The organism is Mesorhizobium sp. NZP2234 (genome assembly GCF_013170765.1).
In the GTDB taxonomy this organism is placed as follows: Bacteria; Pseudomonadota; Alphaproteobacteria; order Rhizobiales; family Rhizobiaceae; genus Mesorhizobium; species Mesorhizobium loti_D.
On sequence record NZ_CP033364.1, the window covers coordinates 257435 to 270343 of the forward strand.

General features: G+C 62.5%; 11 protein-coding genes. 4 read left to right on the forward strand and 7 right to left on the reverse strand.

Going from position 1 to position 12909, the window contains the following annotated elements; all coding sequences use genetic code 11:
* A complete protein-coding gene (locus tag EB230_RS01185) occupies positions 1–1173 on the reverse strand; it encodes a hypothetical protein (RefSeq protein ID WP_056569465.1) in 1173 nt (390 codons plus the stop codon).
* 481 nt (positions 1174–1654) lie between these two features.
* On the opposite strand from EB230_RS01185, the gene EB230_RS01190 reads away from it, so the two are divergent.
* From EB230_RS01190 to EB230_RS01205, 4 genes are all read left to right on the forward strand, one after another.
* Positions 1655–2944, forward strand: a complete 1290-nt coding sequence (locus EB230_RS01190) for a glycosyltransferase family 4 protein (protein ID WP_056569462.1) — start codon at positions 1655–1657, stop codon at positions 2942–2944.
* A gap of 283 nt (positions 2945–3227) precedes the next feature.
* Entirely contained in the window at positions 3228–4016 is a 789-nt protein-coding gene (locus EB230_RS01195; RefSeq protein WP_172371091.1) for a family 16 glycosylhydrolase, read from the forward strand.
* Between the two features lie 216 nt (positions 4017–4232).
* A complete protein-coding gene (locus EB230_RS01200) occupies positions 4233–5729 on the forward strand; it encodes a lipopolysaccharide biosynthesis protein (RefSeq protein WP_172371092.1) in 1497 nt (498 codons plus the stop codon).
* A 53-nt stretch (positions 5730–5782) separates the two neighbouring features.
* On the forward strand, positions 5783–6805 hold the full coding sequence (locus EB230_RS01205) for a phosphoribosyltransferase family protein (RefSeq protein ID WP_056569453.1): 1023 nt from the start codon (positions 5783–5785) through the stop codon (positions 6803–6805).
* Positions 6806–6851: 46 nt separating this feature from the next.
* Here EB230_RS01205 and EB230_RS01210 read toward each other — a convergent pair whose 3' ends face one another.
* The 6 genes from EB230_RS01210 to EB230_RS01235 all read right to left on the reverse strand — a co-directional run bounded on the left by EB230_RS01210 (position 6852) and on the right by EB230_RS01235 (position 12803).
* Positions 6852–7931 (reverse strand): glycosyltransferase, encoded by a 1080-nt coding sequence (locus EB230_RS01210; protein ID WP_056569450.1) that lies wholly within the window; start codon positions 7929–7931, stop codon positions 6852–6854.
* 68 nt (positions 7932–7999) lie between these two features.
* Positions 8000–8449: a hypothetical protein gene (locus EB230_RS01215; protein ID WP_172371093.1), complete on the reverse strand. Its 450-nt coding sequence runs from the start codon at positions 8447–8449 to the stop codon at positions 8000–8002.
* 13 nt (positions 8450–8462) lie between these two features.
* Positions 8463–9908, reverse strand: coding sequence for a GMC family oxidoreductase (locus EB230_RS01220; RefSeq protein WP_172371095.1), 1446 nt, complete (start codon positions 9906–9908; stop codon positions 8463–8465).
* An 85-nt stretch (positions 9909–9993) separates the two neighbouring features.
* Complete coding sequence (locus EB230_RS01225; protein WP_056569441.1) at positions 9994–11325, reverse strand: UDP-glucose/GDP-mannose dehydrogenase family protein; 1332 nt, start codon at positions 11323–11325, stop codon at positions 9994–9996.
* A 49-nt stretch (positions 11326–11374) separates the two neighbouring features.
* Complete coding sequence (locus EB230_RS01230; protein ID WP_172371097.1) at positions 11375–12256, reverse strand: glycoside hydrolase family 16 protein; 882 nt, start codon at positions 12254–12256, stop codon at positions 11375–11377.
* Positions 12257–12404: 148 nt separating this feature from the next.
* Complete coding sequence (locus EB230_RS01235; protein WP_056569439.1) at positions 12405–12803, reverse strand: hypothetical protein; 399 nt, start codon at positions 12801–12803, stop codon at positions 12405–12407.
* Positions 12804–12909 lie beyond the last annotated feature (106 nt).

Below are 12909 nucleotides of genomic sequence, written 5' to 3' on the forward strand. Positions count from 1 at the left end.
CTATGCCATGGCTTCAGCCGCGAGGGGTTCGCGCACGATGGTCAGGCGGCGCAATTTTTCGACCAGCGCGCTGCAGTCGCTGCGGTCGTAGCTCCATGTCCTGGGATTGCGGGCAAGCACGCGCGCCTTCAGCCTGCCGAAGCGGTGCTCTTCCATCTTGCCAAGCGCGGCCTCGAGCGCCTGGGCAGTCGGCTGGGGCAGAAGAATGCCGATATCCTGCTGGCTGAGGAACCGTCCCGTTTCCGTATGGCCCATCGAGATCGGCACCGCCCCGAAGCGACAGCCCTCATAGAGGCGGTTGGGCAGCAGCCATTCCGAATTCTGCCCCTCTTCGAAGAAATCGATCGCCCAGGCGAAATGGACATCCTGGTAGATCGCCGCCATGTCCTCCGGGTTGCGGTAGGGTCCGCGAAACGACAGATAAGGCTCGGCATCGACGAAGTCATGGAAATCCGGGAATTCCGAGAGCGCCGGACGGCCGCGCAGCACGACCTCGAAACGTCCATCCATGCGGCGCGTGAAATCGGCCAGCAACCGGAGCGAGCGGCGACAGCGCAGCGCCCCGAACCAGCCGATCCGCCATGGCGGGGCGACAGGCCCCTCGATCGCCTCACCCGTGCCAGGTTGGATCGCAGCTGCCTCGAAATACTTGTTCTCGACCAGTTCGACGGGGGCGGCGACCTGGCGGAAAGGTTTGAAATAATTGGCGATGAAGGCGGGCGAACTGGTCACCAGCAGCTTCACGTCGCGCGCCAGATGGCGCTCGGTGGCGCGCAACGCCTTGCCGAGGACATCGTCGCGGAGCACCAGGCGGTGGATATCGAGGCATTCATAGACGATCGGCACCTTTGCGCCGAAGGCCGACCCAGCGCGACGGGCAAGCGCCAGCATTTCCAGATTGCGCGCTATGATGAGATCAGGCCGCGGCGCACCCCTCAGCTTCGCCCGAAGCGAAACCGTCGCTTTTGCGACCGCCGCCAGGCGCTGGGCGAATCGGCCGTCGCGCGTCGCGCCAAGGTCGATCGGCAGCAATCCTTCGATATCGGCAATCGGGGTGGCGGTGCGGCGGAAGCCCGCCAGGGTGACCTTGGCGCCACCTGTCCTGAGCATTGTGATCCGCCGGCGAACCGCCGGATCGGAGACATCGTGCACCAGGTACAAGACATGCAGCATGAAAACGCGACCGCTGTTTGACCCACCCAAGGGGAGCCTAGTACAGCTCTTGCTGCATCGCAACATTTTTGGTGCAGTGTAGCAAAATTAGTCACCTCTACCGCGCCGCACAAACACATCGCCTGCGGTTCACAACTCTTGAAAATGTCCGCGCAGTTGCGCCTCGCAAAAGCTATATGGGCCGCTGCGCAAGCAATTTCAGGCAATTTCAGCCATCTCGCGGCAACATGGCGATCTCACCGGGCGAGTCGCGCAGCCGCCGGCAGCCGAGATGGTGGTTAATCAATTCCTAAATAATGTATTGCAGTGCAACAAAAAATGATGTTGAATTCTTGCCAGGGAAGTTGGGTTTTGGAAGTTGCCAGGGGATCCCCGCCTGCAGTGTGTTGCAGCGCGGCATTTGAGTGCAGCGCTACTGCTGCACTTTGGAATAGCCTGCGAATACCCCCTGATGCCACTGTGTCGATACGGGTGGTGCTGTATGAGCAAGGCTCTTCGTATTGCCGTCTATGACGACAAGTATCCGACCAGCTTCGTTACACCGCGAACATCCAGGCATACGATCTTGCGACAGCGATTTCTGCCGCTGAACCTGGTCTCGTCGAAGCTGGAAGGCGTGACGCTGATCGAACCTGCCCTGTCTGTCGACATGGTGCATGCGTTCAACCGGATACCGGTCAATTCCTCCAAATACATCATGTCGTTCGAATCCCATTTGCCCCGGCAATTCGCCCTTCGCAAGCGCGGGCTGGTGGCGCGTTACCTGATGTCGCGGATCACCAACCCCGGCTGCCGCCGCATCATCGCCTTGTCCCATTTTGCCCGCAGAAGCCTGCTCGCCCAGCACTCCGACCATCCAGACCTGGACCTGCTGACGAAAAAGCTGCTGGTTCGCCACCCGAACATCGTGGTGCCGGCAACGAAAGACGCGATGGCGCAAGACGTTGCCGAGGAGTTGGTGCTGACATTCATCGGCGCCCACTTTGGCCGCAAGGGCGGATGCGTGGCGGTCAAGATCGCGGAAAAGGCGGCCGAGCAAAATTTGCCAATTCGAGTGAACATCGTGTCCAGTCTCCAGGTTGGCGGCCATATATGGACGGATCCGACGAGCCCGGGCTTCTTCGACCCCTACATCAAGCTGCTCGAACTGCCGAACGTCCGGCATCACGGTGTGTTGCCGAACCAGGAGGTGCGACAGTTGCTGCGCAACTCGCATTTCGGCGTCCTCGCCACCTTTGGCGACACTTTCGGTTACTCGGCGCTGGAATCGATGTCCGAGCACACGCCGGTTCTTGGAACGAAGGTCTGCGCCTTGCCGGAATTCCTGGAGGATGGCGTCAACGGGATCTCATTGCCTGTGGAACTCGACGATACCGGCGACTGGTCCAGCCCGGGATACGACGCGCGTGGGGAGGCGAAATACGCACGGTATTTCCGCGATGAGGTCGAACGGCTCGCCAGCCTGGCCATCGAACGGCTGAGGCCGTATATCGGGCAACCGGCCTTGATGGCGCCGCTGCGACGCGAAGCCCGCAGGACCGCGGAGGTCATGTTCGCGGCGGAGCCGGCAGGCGCGTTTTTTGATGCGCTTTACGATCGTGTCGCGGTGGAGAAGGCCCGCCAGCCGGCACAAATCGATCCCGCCCTCGACGTTTCGTCCCCCCAATCCCTGCCGCTTGAACCGCTTAAACCCGTGTCATTGTCGTTTGCTCCTGACCCGCAGAATGCAATGGGGCAAGTTCACCGCATTCCGACAGCCTCCGCGGCCTGAGCACCACTGAGAGCATTGCAACAGAAGCTCTTTTGCCGGGCGTTGGCCCACCGATCGAGAGGGACCACTCAGCCTATTCTCGCTGCCCGCATCGCGCCGGACCCTGAAGGAAGTTTTTTGTTGCATCGCAACATTTTGATGAGGCGTGGCAAAAAACCGCCTCACCCGGGGTGCAAGACTCTTCAAGATGGCGCATGCCCAGCGCCACGGCGCCAAGGCCGCATCGAACGGCCGGATGGTACGTCGCCGCCGACAAGGGCAAGGCGGCCAATGGAGGCTACCGATGAATTACACACGCAGAAAACTCCTGGCGCTTCTGGCTGCCTCCACGGCGGTACAATCGGTCGTCAGCCAGGCACTGGCCGAGAGCGTCGTGGCGGGAAGCGGGGACGTCGCCCTCGACAAACTTCCCGACTGGTCCGGTGTCAAACTCCAGCTTTGGAAATACTCCAATCCCTTCGCACCGTCGCAGTGGAGCGAGCCCAAACTCGGAGGCTATGACTGGAAGGCCGCCAACGTCAAAATCGTCGACGGCGCCCTTCAGCTTACCGTCAGCGAGAAAGCCTCCGCCGAGGTGATCTCGGGCAGCAATTCCGCATACGCATCGGCGAAATGGGAGGTGGACGTAACGCTGCCGACGATGAAGCCAGGCCTGATCGCGGCGCCGCTCTGGATCTTCAACGACAAGGCTCATGAGGAGGTCGATTTCGAGATCGTCGGCACCAGGGGATTGCAACTCACCGTCTGGGCGAACGTCGACAACCAGCACAAGGCGGTGTGGGTAAAATGGATCCTGGTTGGCGATCTCTCGGGCAAACGATATCGCCTCGGCCTGCAATATGAAGCCGGAAAACGGGTTGTCTTTTCCATCGATGGCAAGGAAGCCGCGGTCGTCACGCCGGCCGACACTGCCGGAGGCGCCTTTCCGAACAAGCCCATGCAGCCGTTTTTCGACCTGTGGGTAGCAGCAGGTGCCATCATGGACCCGCGCTGGGCCGGCAAATGGGAGCCGATGGCTCCGTCGGAGAGATTGGTCATGACCGTTCACGGATACAGGCGGACCGATATTTAGACATGAAGTAAATTTCTTGCACGGGATGCTGTCGTGCCTGGCCTCGAGGGCGGGCGCGGGCGCCGATCCGGATATGCTGCATTGCAGCATTTTTGGTGCGGTGTAGCAAAAATCCACGTTTTCTGTTGCACTGCAAAATTATTGCCGTAGTTTGGGGTGGGTGGCGGTTGTGGATTTCGGATTCCGGAATCCGCGCAAAGATCAGGAATCCTGAATTTGGAAGCCAATCCATTCGACCCGCCAGAAGGCTCGTTGCGCAAGTCGGTCGGGCGCGGCGCGGTGGTGACCGCCCTGTCGCAATCGGTGCGGGTCGCGACACAGATCATATCCGTGATCGTGCTGTCGCGGCTGCTGTCGCCGCAGGATTTCGGCGTCGTGGCGATGTGCGCGCCGGTGCTGGCCTTCATCGCGCTGTTCCAGGATTTCGGCCTGACCCAGGCGACGATCCAGAAATCGGGCATCCGGCATGAGGAGGTAAACTACCTCTTCTGGATCAATGTCGCGGTCAGTGCGATCCTGGCCTGCGTGCTCGCGGGCGCGGCACCGCTGGTCGCTGCCTTCTACAGCGAGCCGCGCGTGGCTGGGCTGGTGGCCGCGTTCGGCCTGCAGATCATGGCCTATGGGCTCGGCGCCCAGCATCTGGCGCTTTTGACGCGGTGCATGCAGTTCGGGCGCCTGGCGATCATCGATGTCGCCAGCGCCGTCGCCGGGCTGGCGGTATCGATCGCCTGGACCTTCATAGACCGTTCCTACTGGGCGCTGTTCGCCGGCACGCTGACCGGCGCGGTGCTGCCGACGCTGTGCTACTGGGCAAGCTCACGGTGGCGGCCCGGCATGCCGCGCAAGGTCGCGGGCATCGGCGAACTGATCAATTTCGGCGCTGGCATCACCGGCTTCAACTTCGCCAATTTCTTCGCCCGCAACCTCGACAACGTGCTGATCGGCAAATACTGGGGCGAGCAGCAACTCGGCCTTTATGACCGCGCCTACAAGCTGCTTCTGTTCCCGCTCAGCCAGATCACCAATCCGCTGTCGAAAGTCATGGTGCCGGCGCTGTCTAGGCTGAAGGACGAACCGGACCGCTATCGCAGCGCCTATCTGCGCGTCATGCCGCTGATCTTGCTGGTGGCCTTGCCTGGGGTCGCTTTCGCCACCGCCATGTCGGATGTGCTGATCCCCTTCGTGCTCGGCGAGCAGTGGCGGGCAAGCGCTTCGATCTTCCTGGCGCTCGGCTTTGCCGGGCTGCTGCAACCGCTCAACAACCCGGCGGGCTGGCTTTTCGTCAGCCAGGGCCGCTCCGGCGACTTCATGCGCTGGGGCATCATCACGGCGGTGACGTCGGTGCTCGCCTTCGCGATCGGCCTGCCCTATGGCGCGCTCGGCGTGGCGGTCGCCTATGCGGTCAGCGAATATCTGCGCACGCCGTTCCTGTGGCTCTATGTCGGCAAGAGCGGACCGCTGCGGGCCAGCCATGTGCTGCGCGCCGCGACCCCGTTCGTGCTCGGCGCGCATCTGGCGCTGGCGGCGGTCTGGCTGATCAAGCCGATGCTGCCGCAACAGCCTGTCGTCGCCCTGACCGGTGGCGCCGTTCTTGCCTACCTGATCACCATGGTGGTCGCGCTGGCCTTCGCATCCGGCCGCGAGGCCTTGCGCGAGGCCCTGAAAATGCTGCCGGCAAGGCAGCCGGCGGCAACGCCGCGCGAGGCGCAATAATTTCGACGCCTTTGCCGGCTACCCAATATCCACACGAGCATCAGGTCCGATCCATGCACTACCGATCGATCTCCGACATGAACGACACCATCGTCAGCAACCTTCACCGGCTGCCGGGCGACATCGACCTTGTGGTCGGCGTTCCCAGAAGCGGCGTGCTGGCGGCGACGCTGGTGAGCCTTGCCGCGAACATTCCGATGACCGACCTGGATAGCTTCCTGGAAGGCCGTGTCTACACGTCGGGCATCACCAAGCGCCGCGCCGCACTCGATCGCAAGGTCTCCGAGATGCGCAAGGTGCTGGTGATCGACGACAGTGTCGCCGGCGGCAATGCCATGCGCGACGCGCGCGCCCGCATCCAGGCCGCCGGCATCGAGGCCGACTTCACCTTTGCCGCCGTGTTCGGCCTGCAGCCTCGGCATGCCGAAACCGACGTCGTCTTCGAGGTCGTGCCGCACCCGCGCATGTTCCAGTGGAATTTCATGCATCACAAATTCCTGGCGCAATGCTGCGTCGACATAGACGGGGTGCTGTGCCTCGACCCGACCGAAGCGGAAAACGACGACGGCCCGGCCTATGAAAAATTCCTCAGCGAAGCGCGCCCTCTTCATGCCCCGACCCACAGGATCGGCTGGCTGGTCACCAGCCGGCTGGAGAAATACCGCGCCCTGACCGAGGCATGGCTCGCAAGGAACGGTATCCAGTACGACCAACTGATCATGCTCGACCTGCCCAGCAAGGCGGAGCGCCAGCGGCTTGGCGCGCATGGCAGTTTCAAGGCTGATTTCTACCGCAAATCCGACGCCATCCTGTTCATCGAGAGCGAGCATGCGCAGGCGTTGAAGATCACCGAACTGTCGGGCAAGCCGGTGCTGTGCGTCGAAACGCACATGGTCAGCGTTCCCGACGCGCTGTCGCTGCCGGCGCTCGGCCAGGCAGCGCGCAACCTGCCGGCAAGGCTGCGGCAGATCAACTCTCAGGAGGGCCGCAAGGGCGCCGCCAAGGCCCTCGCCCGCGCCCTGCTTGGCGCCCGCGGCTACGAGACGCTGAAAAGCCGGGTCAAGCGCCCGGCCTGATCAACACCGTGCCAACTGCCATCGAGCAGCTTGCCGCCCGCCATGGCTATGCCGCCTGGCGGGCGCGCTGCCGGACCGCCCTGTCCAATATGGAGAAGAAGGTGACGAACTGGCGGTCCGGATCGAGTTCCGGACGCGCCGCGAAACCGCGCGCGAGGCTCGAGACGCGATCATATTCCTTGCTGTCGTTCCACAACCGCCTGACGGCCGCGACCCAGTCGGCGAGCGGAGCGTCATAATCCAGCACCGCGCCGCCCGGGCCGATCGCTTCGGGCAGGCCGCCGCGCCGCGAGCCAAGGACGGGGATTCCGCTGCAATGGGCCTCCGACGCGACGCGCCCCCAGGCCTCTTCCCATTTGCTGGGCGCAAGCAGGATCCTGGTGCGCCCATAGACCGTCTTCATGTCGCTGGTGCGGCTTTCCAGCGTGACATTGCCAAGCGGTGCGATCGTCTCCTCGATGCGCGCGCGATGGTCATCCTCGAGCTTCCAGCTTTCAACGAACAGGAACGGGATCTCGGGGCAGGCGCCGGCAATGCGCACCGCCAACTCGAAACCCTTTTCCTCATAGGGATTGATCAGCGTGACAAACTGGCCCGTCGTCGGCGTGCTGTAATGCGTCGGGTTGATGGTCGGCGGGATCACCGTCGCCTCGATGCCGAACTCCCTGCTGTAGGTGCGCGCGGTGAATTCTGAATTGGCGATGTAGAGTGCCGAGCGCAATTCGCGCAGGTCGCCGGCCAGTTCATGAAACTCGACGTTGCGCAGATACACGACCAGCGGCACGCCCTCGGCCTGCAGCGCCTTGCCGAGCGGAACCGACTTGTGGCACTGGACCACCGCCACATCCGGCTTCACGCGGTTGACCGCAAAGCCCGCCGCCTCCCAGGGGAACCACGCCCGGATCACCGGGTAGCCGGGGAAGCTGTCGACGACCGCGGGCTGGCGCAAAAGCTTCATCTTGGCGCGCGCCTTGAGGCCGAAGACGCCGTCGCCGAACAGGGCGGCAAGCACCGCGGCCTCATGCCCATGCTCGATCAGTTGTTCAGCCAGATGATGCGTGCTCGACTGGACGCCGCCGCTGAATTCCGGCGGGTAGCCATTGCCGCTTGTAAAAAGAACTTTCATGATCCTGGCTCCTGGTCTTTTCGCGTTTCATTCTTGCGGCCCGATCAAGGGCCGCGTCGAAAGCCGCCTCAGGCATTCTGTGGCGGATCAAGCGTCGCGAACGGGTTGGTGCATGAGTGCCATCCGGTGAACCGGATCGGATCGTCGGGCGAACTGCGCCCGGCGTAGTCCGTCAGCATATGGAATTCGGCAACGAGCCAGCGATCGAAATGCCTGAGATCGCGCCGCTTGCGCCGCGGCAGCAGCCCGCGCGCGTGGCCGAGATTCGCCTTTTCAAGCAAGGTAACGGCATCGCCCAGCTTCTCGCTCGGGAATGTCCAGGGATTCCGGTTGCGGAACTCCAGCACGAACTGCTGCAGATGCTCGATGCGCATGTTCAGCCTGCCGAGATATTTTTCCAGCGTGACCCGAACCAGATCCTCGTCCGAAAACGAGGAGACGGCCGCGTAGGCAACGCCCGTCGACGCAACTCCACCTGCCAGGATGGCCAGTGCCGAGCGCCGTGTGACTTCGATCATCAGCCCGCTCCTCTCACGCGATCCGGCTCGCCGCCCGCAGCGACAACGCCGCCGCGGTCAGGCTCGGGTTGGCGCAGGAGCAGCTTGGGTAGGTGCTGGTGCCGACGACAACCAGGTTTCTCAACCGGTGATGGATCATGTCGCTGTCGATGACCGAATCGGCCGGACCGGTGCCCATCCTGAGCGTGCCCTGCACATGCGATTCGGTTGGCCGGATGCCGCGGTCGAAAAGCCTTTCGACCGGCAGCGGGGCAAGCAGCCCGGGCAATTTGTCCAGCGCCCGGGCCATGCCCTTGATCGCGTAGTCCGACGGCGCCTTGAAGGAGACAAAGGCATTGTCGTCCTCGTCGAGGGTGACGAAGTTCTCGTCATCGAGCAGGTTCTCAGTGACCACGACAAGCGGCAGCGTCTGCCGCAGACGTCCCTTCTCGGCGCGCATCCCGTGCTGCCAGCGGTTCTCGAAATAGACCAGGGCCGCCGCGTGCTCGGACCGGTGCGGACCGTCATAGAGGCCGAAATTCAGGCCGGTGGTAATTGTGCTGCCGTCGAAATTGTCGACGCCGTCGAGATAGACCTCGAAATTCCAGCCATAGGATTCGTGCAGGCCGCGCCCGACGAATTCATCGCCCAGGCCGGAGCGCAGCATGATCGCGGCGCTCTGGATGGCATTGGCGCCGAGAATGAAGAGGTCGCCGCTGACCTGATATTGCTTGCCGTCATGGACGAAGGTGACCGAACGGACCGTACCGCCGACATGGTCGAGCCGCCGCACTTCCGCACCGAGGCAGACCGAAACGTCTGGATGCTCGAAGACGTGTATCAGGCCGTTATTGGCGGTGAATTTCGCGTCGACCGGGCACAGCCAGCAGCGTAGGTTGGCACAGCACGAGGTGCGTTGCGAGGTCGGGACCCGGGCACGGGCGGTCGGCATGACGAAGTGCTGGTCGGGCTGGGCCGCCTTCATCATCTTGTCCGGCGTCGACATGCGATGCGGTGGTTGCGGAAACGGTTTTGAGCGCGGCAGCATCGCCGCCATGTCGGGGTCGCCCGAGATCGACATGATCTCTTCGGCATCGCAGTAGAACGGCTCGACATCGTCATAGCCGATCGGCCAGTCATTGCCGATGCCGTAGGTGCTTTTCAGCCTGAAATCATTGGGATGGAACCGTGGCGTCTGCGCGAACCAGCAGTTGGTCCCGCCGCCCAGCCCGATCGTATAATTCCACGGCTTGTCGGCATTGTCGGTCTTGTAGGTCGCCTCGTCGTCGACGTCGGTGTTGGCGTTCTGGTCGAGCTGCCATTCATGCGTGTTGTGGCGGCCCCACTCCAGCACCAGGATGCGCGCCTTACGCCGCTTGGCGAACTCGTGCAGGAAGAAGGCCGAACCGAAGCCGGAACCGATCGCGACAAGATCGAAATGATCCCTGGTGATTTGCTCGGGCTTCACGTCCAGCACCATCAGCTACAACTCCGCACAGAAATACACACCCATCGGGTCCTCGCGACCGTTCTTCGTGTCCGAGACCAGTCTCACCACTCCAGCCTCATGCCGCCATTCTGCCGATCGAGTGATATTCGATGCCATGGCGCGCCACGACCTTGGGATCATAAAGGTTGCGCCCGTCGAAGATGACCGGTGTGGTCAGCGCGTCCTTGAGCGCGTCGAAGGACGGCGCGCGGAAGCTCTTCCATTCGGTGGCGATGAGCAGCGCATCGGCGCCGCGCAGTGCCGCTTCCTTGGTGCCGCACAGCATCAGGTCGTCGCGCAGCCCGTAGATGGCCTGGCATTCCTGCATCGCCTCGGGATCATAGGCCTGCACGGTCGCACCGGCCTTCCACAGCGCCTCCATCAGGACGCGCGCCGGCGCCTCGCGCATGTCGTCGGTGTTGGGTTTGAAGGCCAGGCCCCACAGCGCGAAAGTCTTGCCCGCAAGATCACCCTTGAAGTAGCGGTTCACCTTGTCGAACAGGACGGATTTCTGGTCGTTGTTGCGCTCTTCTACGGCACGCAGCAGCTTGGCGTCGAATTTGACGCCTTCGGCGGTCTTGATCAGGGCGCGGACGTCCTTGGGAAAGCACGATCCGCCATAGCCGAGGCCCGGATAGATGAAGTGATAGCCGATGCGCGGGTCGCTGCCGATGCCCTTGCGCACCTCCTCGATGTCGGCTCCGAGCTGCTCGGCGAGATTGGCCATCTCGTTCATGAAGCTGATCTTGGTCGCCAGCATGCAGTTGGCGGCGTATTTCGTGAATTCGGCGCTGCGCACGTCCATCACGATCATCTTTTCGTGGTTTCGGTTGAAGGGCGCGTAGAGCTCGCGCATCACCGCCTCGGTGTCCTCGCTGGACGTGCCGACGATGATGCGGTCGGGCTTCATGCAGTCGGAAACGGCCGAGCCTTCCTTGAGGAATTCGGGATTGGAGGCAACGTCGAAGCTCAGGTCCTCGCGCCCTCTTGCCTTCAGCGTTTCGGCGATCCTGGCCTTTACCTTTTCACAGGTGCCGACCGGCACTGTCGACTTGCCGACGATGATCTTGGCGGTGTCCATCTCGCGGCCGATGGTCTCGGCGACCGCCAGCACATATTTCAGGTCGGCCGAACCATCCTCGCCGGGTGGCGTGCCGACCGCGATCATCTGGATTTCCCCATGCCTGACGGCGGCGGCGGCATCAGTGGTGAATTTGATGCGGCCGGCGGCGTGATTCTCCCTGACGATGCTTTCAAGGCCCGGCTCGAAGATCGGGACGAAGCCCTGGTTGAGCCGTTCCACCTTGTGTGCATCGATGTCGACGCACACAACCTGGTGGCCGACCTCGGCAAGCACCGCCGCCTGCACGAGGCCGACATAGCCAATTCCAAACACCGTCAAATTCATTCGATTTCGTTCCTGTGCAGGGCCGCGAACCGCTTTCGGTACGGCCGGTTCAATTCGACGTTCCCAGCTGTTTTATAGTGCATGCGAGCGATTCAGGAAATTGACAGGGTTCGCCGAGCGCGGTGAAGGCGACGCGTTCGACCTGCAGCGAAAGCTTGCGGCCCGGATCCGCGAACGCGCCCATCCAGCTTTTCATCGTGTCGCTGCCCCAAAAGCTGAAGAAAATCTTCTGCGCATGGCTGGGCAGCTTCGCCGGATCGGTGATGGTGTTGACCAGCTGGCCGTTCACGTACCAACGCAAACTGTCTTTCTCCCAGACGAAGGCGTAGTCGTTGAAGGCCTTGTCGGTGCCGCCGGGCACCTCGACCAGCTTCTCGTTCTTGCCCTTGCCGTCGATATAGGCGTTGACCTGCACCTTGGATGTGTCCTTGGTCAGGATCTCGAAGTCGATCTCGTCCCAAGGCTGCTTGTCGGAGGGGCCGATATAGGAAAAGAAAGCCGCGTTCAGGCCGGGCCCGGTGTCGGTCTTCATCCGCGCCTCATAGGTGCCGTAGCCGAAGCGCTGCTTGGTCTGGATCTCGCCGCAGGCGAACTCGCGATCCTTCGTCTTCTGCTTCTCGAACCCCAGTGACAATACGCCGTCGGATACGCTGACCTGCCCCTTCGACCAGGTGCAATTCTGGTGACTGCCGTTCGTCCAGCCGTCGGAAACGTACCAGCGTTCTCGGTTGAAACTGGTGAAATCGTCGACGAAAGAGGGAGCCGTCTCGATATTCTGTGCACGGGCGGGAATTGCCGGGAGACTGGCAAGAGCGGCCAACAGCAGCGCACCGGCCGGACCAAGCAGCCATAGGTCGGTCCGCCCGGCCTGGTGCGCGATGGCCGATGCGTCAATTGCAGTCGTGGATGTGGATTTCGAACCCGAATTCATACCAAACTCACCTTTGTGCTGTGTCCCCAACCCAAAGTCGACGTTTGAACCGCTTCCAAACGGGCCAACCTTGACCTCCTCATTGACCCTCCCGAATTACCTCTCCTGTCTTGCGTCGCATCCTTGCGGCAGTCCCCTGTCTCCGCGATCACGCTCGGCCGGCGCCGGCGGGCCTGGAGACATCGACGGCGGCGGAATCGGACGTCCCACCCTCGTCGAAGACCATATCCAGCGAATGACGGAGCTCCTTCATCATGCCGTTCTGGCGCGACAACGCCGCGATGCGACGCTCGCAGTTCAGGATCGACTCCGTCAGCGCGGTAACTTCGGATGAGCGCCTGCGCGAGGCAGAGCCGTTCTCCATGGCTTCGACAAGAAAGGCAGCGTTGGTGGCCGTCTTGCGGTAGCGGCTCTCCAGGCCGGTTTTCTCGGCTTCGATCTCGGCTGCAATCTGCTCGAAGAGCTTCGCCAGCCGGTCGAGCCGCGACACGTCGGCCTGCCGGTCGCGGGCAGGATCCCTTGATCTGAAGCCGAATATCGAGGCCATGGCTTAAATTCCTGTCATCGCCGGCTTGCGTGCCGGGCTGCTGGCCAATCCCCGCAACAGGGGCTGAAAAACTCGCACAGCATTGTCCTACTCCACTGAGGGAGAG